Raw genomic sequence first — 15871 nt, 5'->3', positions numbered from 1 at the left:
TTGTTTGCAATCTATTGGGTATAAAAGATTACAAATTACGCTTTTTTCGCTTCGGCGGCGGCTTTTACAATCACAGCAAAAGCATCCGCTTTCAGTGATGCGCCACCGACCAATGCACCGTCGATATCTGGCTGAGTAAACAGTTCTGCTGCGTTGCTGGCGTTAACGGAGCCGCCGTATTGAATAATGACCTGTTCAGCGATAGCGGCATCTTGTTTCGCGATATGATCACGGATAAATTTATGAACTGCCTGTGCTTGTGCAGGCGTTGCTGATTTACCTGTGCCGATTGCCCAAACAGGTTCGTAGGCAATCACTGCATCTTTGAACGCTTCAGCGCCCAGCGTGTTCAGGACCGCATCGATTTGTCGTGCACAGACCGCTTCGGTTTGGCCCGCTTCGTTTTCCTGTTCGGTTTCACCAATACACAGAACTGGGATCAGACCTTGCTCTTTCAGGATGGCAAATTTCTTGGCAATGAATTCGTCACTCTCTTTGTGATAAGTACGACGTTCAGAGTGGCCGATAATGATGTATTTCGCGCCGGCGTCTTTCAGCATTTCTGCGGAAGTTTCGCCAGTGAATGCGCCAGAAAGGTTAACGCCAACATCTTGTGCACCCAGCGCAATGCGGCTGCCAGCCAGTGCATTGTTTGCCAGAGAAACATAAACTGTTGGTGGTGCAATAGCGACGCCACAGCCGTCAACGTTGCTCAGTTCTTTACGCAGGCCTGCAATCAGGTCGTTAACCATGTGGGTACTGCCATTTAATTTCCAGTTACCCATAACTAATGGATGTCGCATGTTTTTCCCTCCAACCAGAAAATAATCAAATTGCGAACTGAATGAATATTCTTTCTTTGAATGACATCAATCGGATGTCATTCCCTGTAAGCGGAATCCCGACAGTATAAAGATCATCAGCGCGAATAGCTCTGCGCTGTGTCACTAATTTTCATTTGCTGCGGCGTCAGATAGCGATAGCTTAATCGGTTCAATTGCGAAGGTCATTATATTTTCGCTGCTGTTCACGATGAGATAGCGTGTTGCTCCCATTTTCTGGCTGAAAGCAGGGTGTTTTTCCGCCGCTTGTAATAGTTTTTCTAATTGAGTTTTAGCCTGATCAGGGGAAAGAGTCGGCTCGAATTGGCCGATCAGCGCGGTGATATACTGTTTTGCCAGAATGAAATTCTGCTCATCTTCTTGCCCATCTTGCGATGGTAATAGCGTAATTTGCAGGCTCTTAATCTTTTCGCTACCCCGCTCCAGTACTGCCGAAGAGTATATTTTTTCATTGATTTTACTGGCCGCGCGAATGAAAGGCAGAGAAATATCTTTGCTTGCAATTACCTTATATTCGTATAGGGGGATTTCAGGGTGTTTTTTGTTGTATTTTTCCCGGAAGATAGGGATTGTATCTTCAAAAGTCGGCGAACTTGGCAGCAGATACGTCAACTGTGGGTTCATTTCTGGTGTGATAGCAGGCTCACCTGCAACGGCAGATAATGGCAAACTGATGCCAAAAGCGATTAATATTGTCACCAGAAGTTTATTCATGCCTGTTTTCATTTTGCTACTCACTGAGTTAAATACTGAAAAAACAGCATTCACAATTTGGAAAAGAATACATGACATTACAACAATGGGGATTCTCATTCAAAGGTCGAATTGGACGCCGGGAATTCTGGATTGGCATTGGCATTTGTTTTGCCTTGATCTTTATACTTCTGACACTGCATGGAATGAATGTCCTCCCCATAAATTATGCAGCAGTTGGTGTCGCCTTGCTATTGTATCCAACCGTTGCGATTTTTTCTAAGCGCCTGCATGACCGAAATAAACGTGGCGGTTGGGTATTACTGTTCGCATTGGCTTGGGTATTATTGTCCCTTGACTGGAGCGCAATGGCCCCAATATGGCAATGGGGTATTGGTCGTTTTGTCCCAACACTGATTTTCGTTATGGTGATGCTTGATTGTGGTGTATTCCGTGGTACGGAAGGGGCTAATCGCTTTGGGGAAACGGCAGAAATGGTTGATTACATTTCTGCCAAGTAATTCCTGCCAAGTAATTTCTGTCAAATAGCCTGATCTAAAACGTGTATAAGTTGATGAGTGATGTTGTGAATATCAATAGGTTGCTTACCAATATTGCTCACTGGTGATATGGCCTGGTTTACGGCGCAAGTGTTTTACCATGTTGCGTTGCTCTTTCAGCAGTTGTTGGGTATCCCTGACCATTTGGGGGTTCCCACACAACATAACATGACTGTTTTCCGCCTGTATGGATAGGCCAACAGCCGATTCCAGTTCTCCATTCTCAATTAATGCGGGAATTCTCCCCATCAGTGAGTTGGGGTACTTTTCTCGACTAACGATGGTCTGTATTCTCAGCTTGCCTTGAAACTTCTTCTCTAATTGCTGCATCATTGGTAAATAGCTCAAATCTTGCCCCCATCTCACTGCATGAACCAGAACGATATTTTCAAATCTTTCCAGATTAACCCCTTGCTGGAGTATGGAAAGATAAGGCCCAATGGCGGTGCCGGTTGAAAGCATCCAAAGTGTTTGGCAATCAGGGAGTTCATCAAGAACAAAAAAGCCTGCCGCTTGTTCTGTAACGAGCAGTTCATCTCCGGTTTTTAATGTTGCCAGCCGAGGACTAAGTTTACCTTCCGGCACGGTCACTAAATAAAACTCCAGATTATTGTCATCGGGGGAGTTGACGTAAGAGTATGCGCGTTGAATGCGCTCACCTTCAATTTCCAGTGCAAGTTTTGCAAATTGTCCGGCGGTAAATTTTTCTATCGGCGCATGTACCTTGATGCTAAAGAGTGAGTCTGTCCAATTGGTTATGTCGGTAACTTTTCCTGTAACCCAGTTTGCCATTACGATTAACCTCTCTACACAATATGCTGCAAATTAATTGATGTGAATAAATACTGCGTGAATTGGCGATTTTTTGTAACGATTCTACGTGATTACCTGAAATAGCATTATCGATTACGTGTTACAGTTCAATTAACTGTGTTTTTGCCGATATTATGGATTGATATGTACATTTTTATTGACATGTATGGGTAATTTAACTGTGATTTTTTAGTCATGCAAAATTGTATACTGCAATGAAAAAATATAGATTTGTCAAACAAGTCACTTTCAATGAAGTCAGTATCTTATAACGAATGACTGTTTGATAATGAATAATTGTATGTAAATGCGATGAGAAAAATAGAACACTTTAATTTATTGTTGATGCTGATTGCCTTGGCTGCTGTTGGGCAAATGACACAGACGATCTATGTACCAGTTATTGCGGATATAGCGAGTGATTTTAGTAAACCCGCAGGTGAGGTTCAGCGGGTTATGGCAGCATATTTATTTTCTTATGGGCTTTCGCAGCTCTTTTATGGGCCGTTATCCGATAAGGTGGGACGTCGTCCAGTCATTTTGGCGGGAATGTCCATTTTTCTGGTGGCGACGACATGTGCACTGTTTGCCCCTAATTTGCTGATACTGGTTATTGCCAGTGCGTTTCAGGGATTGGGCACCGGAGTTGCCGGCGTGATGGTGCGTACTATGCCGCGGGATTTATACACGGGTACGACGCTGCGCTATGCCAATAGCTTACTGAATATGGCGGTATTGGTCAGCCCTTTGGCTGCTCCCATGATTGGCGGTCTGGTGGCGCATTATTTTGGGTGGCGTGCCTGCTATTGGTTTCTATTAGCATTGGGCGCGATAGTGGCTTTCTCCCTGTTCCGGCATCTGCCAGAAACTCGCCCCACGCAGACTGAACATCGCACGATGTTGGTTGTTTTCTACCAGTTACTCTCCCATAGTTCTTTTGTGGCTTACTTGTTGATGTTGGTAGGTGGTCTGGCTGGGGTTGCTGTTTTTGAAGCGAGTAGCGGTGTGTTGATGGGCGCTGTTTTGGGGTTGGATAGCTTAACGGTCAGTATCCTGTTTATTTTGCCAATTCCTGCGGCATTCTTTGGTGCATGGTATGCGGGACGCGAAGGTAAAACATTTTATCGGCTGATGTGGCATTCTGTGATTTGTTGCTTGTTGGCCGGCGTCTTGATGTGGCTTCCCGGTTGGTTCGGCATCATGAATATCTGGACGTTGCTGATACCTGCTGCACTCTTCTTTTTTGGTGCAGGGATGTTGTTTCCTTTGGCAACCACAGGGGCGATGGAACCCTTTCCTTATCTGGCAGGAGCGGCAGGTGCTCTGGTGGGGGGATTTCAGAACGTGGGTTCAGGAGTAGCGACATGGCTGTCGGCAATGTTACCGCAAAATAGCCAATTTAGTGTCGGTCTTTTGATGTTTTCCATGGCCCTGTTGATTCTATTTTGCTGGTTGCCGATTTCCCAACGGATCCAACGTCAGGAGCCGACGGCCTTATAAAGTCTCGAGGTGGCAAAATCGAAGAAAACCGGAGCATAAGATAAAAATGCTCTGGCATTGCCGTATTGTGATATTGCATTTTACGATGCCAGAGCTTTTATTTATCCGGTGGTTCGTGATTAAGCGCGATCTTCCCACTCTTGAGCACGGGCAACGGCTTTCTTCCAGCCATTGTATTTATGATTGCGCTCAGTCGTTTCGATACCTGGGCGGAATTCTTTTTCGATGCCTGACTTACTCTTCACTTCGTCCAGATCTCGCCAGAATCCGACGGCCAAACCAGCAAGGAAAGCAGCTCCCAACGCGGTGCTTTCACGTACTTCCGGGCGTTCTACGCGCGTGCCGAGAATGTCGGATTGAAACTGCATCAGGAAGTTATTGGCAACAGCACCGCCATCTACACGTAAAGCTTGCAGGCGTGTCCCTGAGTCAGCTTGCATCGCATCCAATACATCACGGGTTTGGTAAGCGATGGATTCCAACGTAGCGCGAATAATATGATTGCTATTTGCACCACGGGTCAGGCCGAAAATAGCACCACGAGCATAAGGATCCCAGTATGGTGCGCCCAGGCCAGTAAACGCCGGAACGACATAAACGCCATTGCTGTCTTTGACTTTAGTTGCGAAATATTCTGAATCTGTCGCATCGGCAATGAGTTTCAACTCATCACGTAACCATTGAATGGAAGCTCCACCAACGAATACGGCGCCTTCCAGTGCATAGTTGACTTCTCCGCGTGGACCACAGGCGATGGTCGTCAGCAGGCCGTGGCTGGAGCGAACGGCATCTTTGCCTGTGTTCATCAGCAGGAAGCAGCCAGTGCCGTAAGTATTTTTTGCCATGCCGGGGTGGACACATAATTGTCCGTACAGGGCGGCCTGCTGGTCACCTGCGATACCCGCGATAGGAATACGAGTGCCGCCTTTACCACCGATATTGGTTTGACCATAGATCTCTGAGGAAGCTGCGACTTTTGGCAGCATAATGCGAGGTATTCCCAATTCATCAAGAATTTTTTGATCCCAATCCAAGTTATGGATATTGAACAACATGGTACGGGAAGCGTTGGTATAGTCGGTCACATGTACACGTCCCTGAGTCATTTTCCAGACTAACCACGTATCGACTGTACCGAATAAAAGCTCTCCGTTTTCGGCGCGCTGACGAACGCCTTCGATGTTATCCAAAATCCATTTTATTTTTGTGCCGGAGAAATAGGGATCAACGACTAAACCTGTATTGTGGCGGATATACTCTTCCAAACCCTCTTTTTGTTTCAGTTTGGTACAGATGTCTGCTGTCCGGCGGCATTGCCATACAATCGCATTATAAACAGGCTTACCCGTCTCTTTTTCCCAGACAATGGTTGTTTCCCGTTGGTTAGTAATACCAATGCTGGCAATTTGATCGGAACTGATATCTGCTTTTGCCAGTACTTCAACCAGTGTAGAACTCTGGCTTGCCCAGATTTCCATTGGGTCGTGCTCTACCCAACCTGGTTTGGGATAAATTTGAGGGAATTCGCGTTGTGAGATGCAGACAATATTGGCATCGTGATCAAGCACAACGGCTCGTGAACTGGTTGTACCCTGATCCAGAGCGACGATATATTTTTTTTCAGTGATATTTTCTGTTGTCATAACTATAACCTGGTTTCAATGACTCATTTTTTATTGTTTTATTGGATTGCCATCACTTAAGTATGGCAAGTTTAAATCTCGCGCGGTAAATGGCGAGCAATCAATTTGCGGTAGCCAAAAGCGCCTAGAATCGCGCCAACGACAGGAGCTACCAAAGGAACAAGGCAATAAGGAATATCTCGGCCGCCTGTCAGGGCAATATCTCCCCAACCTGCTAAATAAGCGACCAATTTGGGGCCGAAGTCACGGGCCGGGTTCAGGGCAAATCCGGTCAGGGGACCGAATGAACCACCGATAACCGCAATGAGAATACCAATCAGCAGAGGGGCTAAAGGCCCGCGCGGGATGCCGTTGCCATCATCTGTCAGAGCCAGAATCAGGCACAGCAGAACGGCGGCGATAATAACTTCGACGATAAATGCCTGTAGTACGGAGATCTGTGCAGCAGGGTAAGTAGAGAAAACTCCCGCTGTGAAGAGACTTTCCTGTGAACCACGAACCGTGTTGTGAGTTTGTTCATAATCCAGGAAAAGATTGTAATACATCATATAGATGATGAGAGCTGCAACAAAGCCCCCAAGCATCTGGGCAATGATGTAAGGCAGCACTTTTTTTCTGTCAAAGTTAGCGAATAGACATAGTGCAATGGTGACTGCGGGATTGAGGTGTGCACCTGAGATCCCTGCGGTCAGATAAACTGCCAAGGCAACACCAAAACCCCAGATAATACTGATTTCCCATAAACCCAGTTGTGCCCCTGCAATCCGGGCGGCAGCAACACAGCCTAAGCCAAAGAAAACGAGTAATGCAGTACCCAAAAATTCTGAAATGCATTGACCTGATAATGTTGGATTAGTGGTTTGGCTCATTTCTATATCCTATAAAAAAAGTACAGGGGAAGATTAATGATTAGTCATTTCTTATATATTAAGAGAAAGGTGCCTGTGAATTTATCGTTAATGCGCGTAAACGAGAAATAGCGAAATTGAAATATGCGTGTTGCGTCAACAAAATGAGCGAATTCGCATTTGATTATGGCTTTCTTTCACTTGGAAATGTGATCTTGTATACATTTTGCTTTAGTCGCTATATTTCTCGTTATAACGCACATTGAAAGGATGAAACTAGACAGGCGTTAATAGGCTAAATACAATCAAGAGATTGCTTACAAGAGGGCCCGAGAATGTCATTTGAAGTTTTTGAAAAGCTAGAATCTAAAGTTCAGCAGGCGATTGATACCATCACTTTGCTGCAAATGGAAATTGAAGAATTAAAAGAACAGAATGCGGCGTTATCTCAGAATGTTCAGAATGTGACAGACAGCCGTGATTCACTGGCACGTGAAAATGAGCAGCTCAAACAAGAACAATCAGCATGGCAAGAGCGCTTACGTACCCTGTTGGGTAAGATGGAAGATGTACAATAAGGTATCTAAAGGCTTAGCTGAAAAAGGGCGATGATTGCGCCCTTTTTTTATATCCGATAAAGATAATGGGTATTACGCTTCATCGTCGTCACTGTCTTCGTCAAGATCCAGTGGGACATCTGATAACACAATGCCGGTGTTGTCTGCGTAAAGGTAGTCACCAGAGAAGAAAGTTACGCCACCGAAGTTCACTCTGATATCACTTTCACCCACGCCTTCGCTATTGGAACCGGCAGGAATGGCGGCCATTGCCTGAATACCAATATCAAGTTCAGCAAGGTGATCAACCTGACGTACCGCGCCATAGACGACAATGCCTTCCCACTCATTATTGGCAGCAAGTTGAGCCAGTTCGGCGTCAACGAGTGCCTTGCGTACCGATCCACCACCATCGACGAGCAGAATACGGCCAAGCCCATTTTCTTCAAGTAAATCATAAAGCAGGCCATTGTCTTCAAAGCATTTCACCGTGATGATCTGACCACCAAATGAAGTACGCCCACCAAAGTTGGAAAATAGTGGTTCTACCACGTTTATATCTTCTTGATAGATATCACAAAGTTCGGAAGTATCATATTTCATGGGATTTACGTCTGGTTTATGCAAGGAACGGACAGTATATCCTTTTAAAGCCAATGTTGGCAAAATCATCAATCTTAAAACTTAGGTATAAAATTGATGTCTACTCGCTTAATTAAGTACTAACCCGATGGAAAACAGCACATTGGTCAGTAATGCCGCTTTGACCATTTGTACCAGCTTAGGGCGCATACCTTCGGGTGTCGGATCACGCAGTACTTGCAACATGTGTTTCAATAATAGAGGAAAGGCAAGTAAAAATAGCCAGCTAGTCCAAGTGTTTAAATACTGGAGCGTAAAGGTGATAAGGCAAGACATGGCACCTATTATCAGGGCAGCATGGTAGTAACGTGCTTTTTTTCCACCCAATCTGACAGCCAGTGTATTTTTGCCGTTTTGCCGATCATTTTCGATATCGCGCAAATTATTAATGTTCAAAACTGCTACGGAAAGTAAGCCACAGGCGGTTGCAGGCAGGATCGTATTCAGGGAAAAGGTATTGGCTTGCAGGTAATAGGTACCAAGAACACTCAACCAGCCAAAGAAAATCAGGACAGAAATATCACCTAGCCCAAGATAGCCGTAAGGTCTGGCTCCCACGGTATACGTGATAGCCGCGATAATCGCCAATAATCCCAGAGCCAAGAAACCGATAACATCGCTCAGGCTATTACAGGCCATGACGATGAGAGAAATGCCTGACAGGCAAGAGAGCAGCACCGTGATCTTCAATGCGTTTTTCATCTGCTTTGCTGTAATCAGGCCTTTTTGCATACCACGCATTGGGCCGATACGTTTTTCTGCATCACTGCCTTTGGCAACATCGCCATAATCATTGGCGAGATTGGAAAGAATTTGCAGTATGGCCGCAGTTAATAAAGCCAGCAACGCCACAGGCCATTTGAAATGTCCCGTCCATGATGCAAGGGCTGAACCAGTTACGACGGCAGCTACGGCCAGAGGTAATGTTTTGGGGCGTAAGCTTTCCAGCCATGCCTGTATCTGACTGATAGACGTTGTTGAGCTCATATTGTCACTATTTATCATTATGTGATTAGTGGATGATAAATTTTATATCATCGAAAATAGAGAAATGGGAGGCTAAAAGCCTCCCATTTTACGATTTCTTCCACTGTTTTCGCGTTTTTCTTCACATTGAATTGCTTGCGTGAATAAGTCCGGCGAACCAGATTAAATCAGGTCAATATTACCGATTATAAAATAAACCGGCTCAGGTCTTCATCCGCAACCAGCTCATCTAAATGTTCTTTGACATAATCGGCATTGATTTCAACCGATTGTCCTTGACTCTCGCTGGCATCGAAAGAGATATCTTCCATCATACGCTCAAGCACGGTATGAAGACGACGGGCACCGATGTTTTCGGTGGTTTCATTCACTTGCCATGCTGCTTCCGCGATTTTGCGGATACCATCAGTAGTGAATTCAATACCCATACCTTCGGTAGCCATCAGAGCCTTATATTGCTCAGTCAGTGAGGCATTAGGTTCAGTCAGAATACGTTCAAAGTCTTCAGTTGTCAGTGCTTGCAATTCAACGCGGATTGGCAAACGGCCCTGAAGTTCAGGGATCAGGTCTGAAGGGCTGGAAACCTGGAAAGCGCCGGAGGCGATGAACAGAATGTGATCGGTTTTGACCATACCGTGTTTGGTGGAAACGGTACAGCCTTCTACCAGTGGCAGCAGATCGCGCTGAACACCTTCACGTGAAACATCCGGGCCGGAAGTCTGGCCGCGTTTACAGATTTTATCGATCTCATCGATAAAGACGATACCGTGCTGTTCAACCGCATCAATCGCTTGCTGTTTCAATTCTTCAGGATTAACCAGTTTTGCGGCTTCTTCTTCTACCAGCAACTTGAACGCGTCTTTTATTTTCATCTTGCGGCTTTTCTGGCGCTGGCCTGCCAGATTCTGGAACATGGATTGCAACTGATTAGTCATCTCTTCCATGCCCGGAGGTGCCATGATTTCAACGCCAACTGGAGCGGCTGAAACTTCGATTTCAATTTCTTTGTCATCTAACTGGCCTTCACGCAGTTTTTTACGGAATGCCTGACGGGTTGAAGAAGGTTCGGATTGAGCTTCTGTCTGTCCCCAGTTATTTTTGGCCGGTGGCAACAGGACATCCAGAATACGCTCTTCTGCCAGCTCTTCGGCGCGATAGCGGTTTTTCTCAATAGATTGCAGACGGACCATTTTCACTGCGGCATCAGTCAGATCACGGATAATGGAATCAACTTCTTTGCCAACATAACCCACTTCGGTGAATTTGGTTGCTTCAACCTTGATAAAGGGAGCGTTAGCCAGTTTTGCCAGACGACGGGCGATTTCGGTTTTACCGACACCGGTTGGGCCTATCATCAGAATATTTTTTGGGGTGACTTCTTGGCGCAGTGATTCATCCAACTGCATACGACGCCAGCGGTTGCGCAGAGCAATGGCAACAGCGCGTTTTGCTTTGTCTTGACCGATGATGTGATTGTCGAGTTCGCTGACAATTTCGCGAGGAGTCATTTCAGACATACTATCTATCCTTACGCTTTCGAAGGCAGTTCTTCGAAGTTGTGATTATGGTTGGTGTAGATGCAGATATCGCCAGCGATGGACAGGGCGCGTTCGGTAATTTCTCTGGCACCGAGTTCAGTGGTTTCCAGCATTGCGCGGGCGGCAGCCTGTGCGTATGAGCCTCCGGAACCAATGGCAATAAGATCATTCTCTGGCTGAATCACATCACCGTTACCTGTAATAATCAGAGAAGCATTTTCATCTGCGACTGCAAGCAGGGCTTCCAGCTTGCGTAGCATGCGATCCGTTCGCCAGTCTTTGGCCAGTTCAACAGCCGCTTTGGTCAGATGCCCTTGATGCATTTCGAGTTTACGTTCAAACAGTTCGAACAGTGTGAAGGCATCGGCAGTACCGCCGGCAAAACCCGCGATGACTTTGTCATTGTAAAGGCGGCGTACTTTGCGGACATTGCCTTTCATCACGGTATGACCCATGGTTGCTTGTCCATCACCACCGATGACGACTTTGCCATTACGGCGAACACTTACGATTGTAGTCACGAGTTAGCCCCTGGTTACAAAATAGAAGATGGTACACACGGGGTGTTGGCTGGTTATTCTGCAATTGCTTGTGGTATTGCTGATAAAAGCGCCGTGTGTATGTTATTAACGGTTAAGATGGGGGAATTTTCTGACTTTTCAACCCCCAACCGGGCGAGGAATACAGTCAGATACACCTGCACCAGCAACCTTTTCACGCATTTTTTCAGCACTGGCCTTATTTTTATAAGGGCCGAGTACAACACGGTTCCAATTGTCTTTCGTGGTAATCTGGCTTTCAATGCCTGCGAATGCAAGGCTGGCACGGACAGATTCAGCCTGCTCCATCGTGCGGAAGGAGCCGCATTGTAGCATCAATCTGGTGTCATTTGTTGCGGATTTTGGTTTAGTGTCACCGGAATTTTGGGAGGAAGCTGATGACTTGCTTTCCTGAGCAACCGTTGCTTTTTGCTCTGGTGAATACTGCTGAGATTGCTGCCGCATATATTCTTCTGAAGGTGGATTGATCACAACGCGCGTACGTGGAACAGGCTCACTATTATAAGGAACTTCTTTCAACGAAATAGGAGGCTGGCGCATATCCGCCTGCATCTGTTCAAGCAACTGCTTCTGTTCTGGTGTCAATTGAGGGGCATGGTTTAGCGGTTGGTTCAATATCGCAGTGGGATCTTGTATTGAAGATTCATTAACAGGCCGGTTTTCCAGCTCTTTGATGTAGCTCCAGCGCTCTTCTGGTTTAGGGGGCAGGCCATGACCTTTGGTTTGGTGAGAAGGCTGGATGGCATTTTGTACACTTTCTTTTTTGTTGTGTACGATGAAATAAAGGCCACCAATAAATATGACCACCAAGGCCACAGCAACGGCTAATGTAGTTTTGGGTAATCCTTGAGACTGATTTTTCTTCTTACCAGTACTTTTCCGACGGGGATTGCTCTGCCCGCGACTCACATAATCTCGTTGTGCCACTGTTTAATTCGCTGATTTATTAAAAATTAAGGAATAGATAACCAATGTTACTTAACCTACTGTTATTTGGCTAGCTTTTAGGCGAACAGGTACTCGAGCGAATGATCAATTCTGCATCCAGTAACCTTGAGCCTTTGGAAACCCATCGGCCTTGAAGCTGTTCCAGCAACAAAAGCATAGAATGGCGCCCAATCTCATAACGAGGTTGTTTCACTGTGGTTAGAGCCGGTTCACTGTATTGAGCCAGATTCAAATTATCGAAACCAATAACAGAGAGTTCTTCTGGTAATTTTAACCCCATTTTCTTGGCTTGCCACATTGCGCCCATGGCCATGACATCGCTATGGCAGAAAATCGCACTCGGAGGCTCCGGTAGCGTCAGTAGGGTTTCCGCCAATTCAGCGCCACTTTCATGGGTGAAATCACCACGGACAATATATTCTTCCAGAATTTCTCCTCCTGTGCGCCGAAGGGCTTGAATATACCCTTGTAATCGATAGTGGCACAGTGGCATGTTTTCCGGCCCTGTAATACAGGCGATGCGTTTGTGCCCCAGTTTTTGCAGATGATGGGTGGCATTGAATGCGGCTGTCAGGTTATCAATATGGACAGTCGGAAGTTCCAGCTCCGGTGCGAATTCATTGGCCATGACCATTGGCGGCAGGTTTTTTTGCTCTTCTTTGGAAACATCGAAAGGAATATTGGAACCCAACAACACCATGCCATCAATGCGTTTGGTGATCAACAGATTGATAAACGCATGCTCCTGTTGCTGCTGATGTTTACAGTCACCAATCAGAACCAGATAGCCATGTTCGGCAGCAGTTTCTTCAATGCCGCGAATGACTTCGGTGAAGAAAGGATCGCTGATATTAGGCACAATAACTAAAATCGCTCTGGATTCATTGCGTCGTAGATTTTTGGCAAGATTGTGAGGATAGTAACCCACTTCCAGTACGGCATTTTCTACTTTTTGACGCGTACGAGCAGAAACCTTGTCAGGATTCATAAGTGTTCTTGATACAGTTGCAGTAGAAACACCAGCCACTTTGGCAACATCTTTCATGGTTGCCAATGTGCAATTCTTTTTTTCCATAGTTCATTTCTCGCTTTCTACAGGCAGCAAAACGATTGCTCCCAGTCTGCTAAAAAACGTCGGTTATGCCTAAGAAAGAAGCTCTGGCGGATCGTTTTCTACAGTCATATTAATAAGTTCATTTTAAACTGATTAATAAGCCAATCCGTTACTTTGTTTGCATAAAAAGTGTGATATGAATCATTTCTTAGAGATACTTCGCAAATTAAGGAAATAATTACCTCTATTTCTGTTATTGGTTAATGATTTTCTGTTATCAACCTTCGGTCGGATCAACGTCAATGTTCCATTTCACCTTGCGCGCCAGTGGCAGCGCAGTGATTTGCGGGTAGATCCCTGCCATCATTTTCTGTAGGAAGATACGTGAAGGATGTTGCACCATTAATTGCCAGCGATAACGACCGCCGCGTTTGGCTTGTAATGCCGGTATAGGACCCATGATCCATAGTTGGTTATCATACAGTGGATGATGTTCAAGCAATTGGCGCATTTGTTGCAAAAATGCGGGCGCTTGTTGATTGTCATGATCTTCTGAGCGGAGCAAAATGTGGCTGGCAAAAGGTGGCAGATGCACTTGTTGTCGTTCTTCCATCGCTTGTTGTGCAAAGGCATCATAGCCCTTTTCCAGTAGTACCTGTAATAGTGGGTGTTCAGGATGGTGGGTTTGCAGGACAACTTCACCTCGCTTGCCCGCTCGTCCTGCCCGACCGGAGACTTGAGTATACAGTTGGGCAAAACGTTCTGCTGCCCGAAAATCGGCAGAGAACAAGGCTCCATCAACATCAAGTAAGGAAACCAAAGTCACGTCGGGGAAATGATGGCCTTTCGCCAGCATTTGAGTACCAATCAAAATGCGGGCCCCACCTTGATGTACTTCAGCCAGTTGCTGTTCCAATGCCCCTTTGCGGCTGGTGGTATCACGATCAATGCGGGTGACAGGAATATTGGGAAACAGTTGGGTGATGCCATCTTCAAGCTGTTCCGTGCCCAGACCGACAGGGATTAGGTTAGTGGAACCACATTGTGGGCACTGGCGTGGGATCGGTCGTTGGCTGTCACAGTGATGGCAACGTAGGTGGCGATGGTTTTGGTGCAGCGTGTAATAATGATCACAGCGCTGGCATTCCGCTATCCAGCCGCATTCGTGGCAAAGCAGGGCGGGAGAATAGCCACGACGGTTCAAAAACAGAATAACCTGATTGTCCGCCTTGAGGTGCTCTTTGATGCGGTTGATGAGCGGTTGTGATAACCCGACAGTCAACGGTAATCCTTTCAGATCCAGCAAATGCTGAGTCGCTGGTTGTGCGTGGCCTGCTCGTTTGGTTAATGTGAGTTGGCGGTATTTTCCCTGCTGAACGTTATATAGTGTTTCCAGTGCTGGCGTGGCAGTTCCCATAATGATCGGAATTCCCTCTTTTTTGGCACGAAACACCGCCAAATCACGGGCATGATAGCGCCAGCCTTCTTGTTGTTTGTAGGAACTGTCATGCTCTTCATCAATAATGATGACTCCCAGATGGGCAAAGGGAGTAAACAAGGCTGAGCGTGTACCGATGACAATAGCATTTTCTCCCCGCTTCGCCCGCAGCCAAACGGCTAATCGTTCGCTGTCATTCAATGCTGAGTGAAGGATATCAACAGGTGCGTCGAAACGTTCCCGGAATCGGCGAATAGTTTGTGGCGTCAGCCCAATTTCAGGCACCAAAATCAGTGCTTGTTTACCTTGTTCAAGAATGTTTTCCAATACGCTGAGATAGACTTCGGTTTTGCCTGAACCCGTGATACCCGCAAGCAGCCACGGGGAGAACGTGTTATCTTCTGCGCGAATGGCGCCTATCGCGGTGGCCTGTTCTGTATTCAGCTTTAGCCGTTCGCCGATGATGTTAAAATCTTCATGCCAATTTTCAGCTTCCGGCTGTATTGGACAAAGCTCAATCAGTGACTTCTTTTTCAGTGATTGCAATGCACTTTCACTTAATTCCAATTCAGCGACTTGGTGGCGGTAAACAGGTTTTTGACGCAAAGTGGCTAAGGCCTGCTGCTGTTTGGTAGAACGCTTGAGTTGTTCGAGTGGGAGCTTGCGTCCAGTTTCAGTGACATGCCATTGCCAGAGTGGAGAAAACTCTGCTGGTTTTCCTTGTCGTAGCAAAATGGGCAGAGCATGGAACAAAACCTCCCCTAGCGGATAGTGATAATAGCTGGCTGACCACAAGAGCAATTGCCAAAGGTCGTCGGGAAAAAGTGGCTGGATATCAAGAATGCCGGAAATAGACTTGAGCTGTTCGGGAGAAAATTCGCTATTGTCTGTAATACCTGTGACTATGCCTATTGCATTACGTTTGCCAAACGGCACGTTCACGCGAACACCGATAGTTGGCAAAGGTAGTCCTTCGGGTAATAGATAATCAAAAGCGCGGGTTAAGGGGACAGGCAACACAACCTGAACAACTGTCATAAGGCGTTTTCCGGATAATTAATGACCAGACGAAAGAAAGTATAGCGACAAGGGTATCATAGCAAATCAGCAGATTTCATTGCGTGATGAACAGATTTTCTGTATGATCCGCCGCCTTTGGTATAGAAATTACCGATACTGATTTTTATCAACACGACATTTTTATCAACATGACGTGTGGTGTCTGGCGGCAACAGGGCTGGATAGCGA

15 protein-coding genes are annotated in these 15871 nt (G+C 46.1%); 3 read left to right on the top strand and 12 right to left on the bottom strand.

Annotated elements, in window-relative coordinates:
* Positions 1-35 precede the first annotated feature (35 nt).
* Both tpiA and Xenpb_RS15665 read right to left on the bottom strand, forming a co-directional pair.
* Positions 36-803 carry a triose-phosphate isomerase gene (gene tpiA, locus Xenpb_RS15670; protein ID WP_187655176.1) on the bottom strand — a complete coding sequence of 256 codons (768 nt, stop codon included), beginning with the start codon at positions 801-803 and terminating at the stop codon, positions 36-38.
* Positions 804-947: 144 nt separating this feature from the next.
* Positions 948-1556 (bottom strand): DUF1454 family protein, encoded by a 609-nt coding sequence (locus Xenpb_RS15665; protein WP_255523160.1) that lies wholly within the window; start codon positions 1554-1556, stop codon positions 948-950.
* 71 nt (positions 1557-1627) lie between these two features.
* Between Xenpb_RS15665 and Xenpb_RS15660 the strand changes: the two genes are divergently transcribed.
* The gene (locus tag Xenpb_RS15660; RefSeq protein WP_187655174.1) at positions 1628-2056 is read left to right on the top strand and encodes a DUF805 domain-containing protein; all 429 of its coding nucleotides are present in this window, start codon (positions 1628-1630) and stop codon (positions 2054-2056) included.
* Between the two features lie 84 nt (positions 2057-2140).
* Here the strand turns inward: Xenpb_RS15660 and fpr are convergent, their stop codons facing one another.
* Positions 2141-2887, bottom strand: a complete 747-nt coding sequence (gene fpr / locus Xenpb_RS15655) for a ferredoxin--NADP(+) reductase (RefSeq protein WP_187655173.1) — start codon at positions 2885-2887, stop codon at positions 2141-2143.
* 333 nt (positions 2888-3220) lie between these two features.
* Here fpr and emrD point away from each other — a divergent pair, with 333 nt between their 5' ends.
* Positions 3221-4408: a multidrug efflux MFS transporter EmrD gene (gene emrD, locus Xenpb_RS15650; protein WP_187655172.1), complete on the top strand. Its 1188-nt coding sequence runs from the start codon at positions 3221-3223 to the stop codon at positions 4406-4408.
* A 119-nt stretch (positions 4409-4527) separates the two neighbouring features.
* On the opposite strand, the gene glpK is transcribed toward emrD, so the two are convergent.
* Both glpK and Xenpb_RS15640 read right to left on the bottom strand, forming a co-directional pair.
* Positions 4528-6051 carry a glycerol kinase GlpK gene (gene glpK, locus Xenpb_RS15645; RefSeq protein ID WP_187655171.1) on the bottom strand — a complete coding sequence of 508 codons (1524 nt, stop codon included), beginning with the start codon at positions 6049-6051 and terminating at the stop codon, positions 4528-4530.
* 71 nt (positions 6052-6122) lie between these two features.
* Entirely contained in the window at positions 6123-6920 is a 798-nt protein-coding gene (locus tag Xenpb_RS15640; RefSeq protein ID WP_187655170.1) for an MIP/aquaporin family protein, read from the bottom strand.
* 314 nt (positions 6921-7234) lie between these two features.
* Here Xenpb_RS15640 and zapB point away from each other — a divergent pair, with 314 nt between their 5' ends.
* The gene (gene zapB, locus Xenpb_RS15635) at positions 7235-7477 is read left to right on the top strand and encodes a cell division protein ZapB (RefSeq protein WP_099115375.1); all 243 of its coding nucleotides are present in this window, start codon (positions 7235-7237) and stop codon (positions 7475-7477) included.
* Positions 7478-7549: 72 nt separating this feature from the next.
* Here zapB and rraA read toward each other — a convergent pair whose 3' ends face one another.
* The 7 genes from rraA to priA form a co-directional block, all read right to left on the bottom strand.
* Positions 7550-8059 (bottom strand): ribonuclease E activity regulator RraA, encoded by a 510-nt coding sequence (gene rraA / locus Xenpb_RS15630; RefSeq protein WP_099115376.1) that lies wholly within the window; start codon positions 8057-8059, stop codon positions 7550-7552.
* Between the two features lie 108 nt (positions 8060-8167).
* Positions 8168-9085 (bottom strand): 1,4-dihydroxy-2-naphthoate polyprenyltransferase, encoded by a 918-nt coding sequence (locus Xenpb_RS15625; RefSeq protein ID WP_187655169.1) that lies wholly within the window; start codon positions 9083-9085, stop codon positions 8168-8170.
* A gap of 185 nt (positions 9086-9270) precedes the next feature.
* Complete coding sequence (gene hslU, locus Xenpb_RS15620) at positions 9271-10602, bottom strand: HslU--HslV peptidase ATPase subunit (protein ID WP_187655168.1); 1332 nt, start codon at positions 10600-10602, stop codon at positions 9271-9273.
* 11 nt (positions 10603-10613) lie between these two features.
* On the bottom strand, positions 10614-11144 hold the full coding sequence (hslV, locus tag Xenpb_RS15615; RefSeq protein WP_047962233.1) for an ATP-dependent protease subunit HslV: 531 nt from the start codon (positions 11142-11144) through the stop codon (positions 10614-10616).
* 138 nt (positions 11145-11282) lie between these two features.
* A complete protein-coding gene (gene ftsN, locus Xenpb_RS15610) occupies positions 11283-12110 on the bottom strand; it encodes a cell division protein FtsN (RefSeq protein WP_187655167.1) in 828 nt (275 codons plus the stop codon).
* A gap of 70 nt (positions 12111-12180) precedes the next feature.
* Complete coding sequence (cytR, locus tag Xenpb_RS15605; protein ID WP_187655166.1) at positions 12181-13206, bottom strand: DNA-binding transcriptional regulator CytR; 1026 nt, start codon at positions 13204-13206, stop codon at positions 12181-12183.
* 256 nt (positions 13207-13462) lie between these two features.
* A complete protein-coding gene (priA, locus tag Xenpb_RS15600; protein ID WP_187655165.1) occupies positions 13463-15661 on the bottom strand; it encodes a primosomal protein N' in 2199 nt (732 codons plus the stop codon).
* Positions 15662-15871: the final 210 nt, after the last annotated feature.

It is taken from the genome of Xenorhabdus sp. PB62.4 (assembly GCF_014467285.1).
Classification (GTDB): Bacteria; Pseudomonadota; Gammaproteobacteria; order Enterobacterales; family Enterobacteriaceae; genus Xenorhabdus.
This window is presented reverse-complemented; position numbering and strand designations above follow the sequence as displayed.

What these genes read in the sequence shown, in the direction of transcription:
- tpiA (WP_187655176.1), bottom strand. Translation starts at nt 803, where the DNA reads ATGCGACATCCATTAGTTATGGGTAACTGGAAATTAAATGGCAGTACC.
- Xenpb_RS15665 (WP_255523160.1), bottom strand. Translation starts at nt 1,556, where the DNA reads ATGAATAAACTTCTGGTGACAATATTAATCGCTTTTGGCATCAGTTTG.
- Xenpb_RS15660 (WP_187655174.1), top strand. Translation starts at nt 1,628, where the DNA reads ATGACATTACAACAATGGGGATTCTCATTCAAAGGTCGAATTGGACGC.
- fpr (WP_187655173.1), bottom strand. Translation starts at nt 2,887, where the DNA reads ATGGCAAACTGGGTTACAGGAAAAGTTACCGACATAACCAATTGGACA.
- emrD (WP_187655172.1), top strand. Translation starts at nt 3,221, where the DNA reads ATGAGAAAAATAGAACACTTTAATTTATTGTTGATGCTGATTGCCTTG.
- glpK (WP_187655171.1), bottom strand. Translation starts at nt 6,051, where the DNA reads ATGACAACAGAAAATATCACTGAAAAAAAATATATCGTCGCTCTGGAT.
- Xenpb_RS15640 (WP_187655170.1), bottom strand. Translation starts at nt 6,920, where the DNA reads ATGAGCCAAACCACTAATCCAACATTATCAGGTCAATGCATTTCAGAA.
- zapB (WP_099115375.1), top strand. Translation starts at nt 7,235, where the DNA reads ATGTCATTTGAAGTTTTTGAAAAGCTAGAATCTAAAGTTCAGCAGGCG.
- rraA (WP_099115376.1), bottom strand. Translation starts at nt 8,059, where the DNA reads ATGAAATATGATACTTCCGAACTTTGTGATATCTATCAAGAAGATATA.
- Xenpb_RS15625 (WP_187655169.1), bottom strand. Translation starts at nt 9,085, where the DNA reads ATGAGCTCAACAACGTCTATCAGTCAGATACAGGCATGGCTGGAAAGC.
- hslU (WP_187655168.1), bottom strand. Translation starts at nt 10,602, where the DNA reads ATGTCTGAAATGACTCCTCGCGAAATTGTCAGCGAACTCGACAATCAC.
- cytR (WP_187655166.1), bottom strand. Translation starts at nt 13,206, where the DNA reads ATGGAAAAAAAGAATTGCACATTGGCAACCATGAAAGATGTTGCCAAA.
- priA (WP_187655165.1), bottom strand. Translation starts at nt 15,661, where the DNA reads ATGACAGTTGTTCAGGTTGTGTTGCCTGTCCCCTTAACCCGCGCTTTT.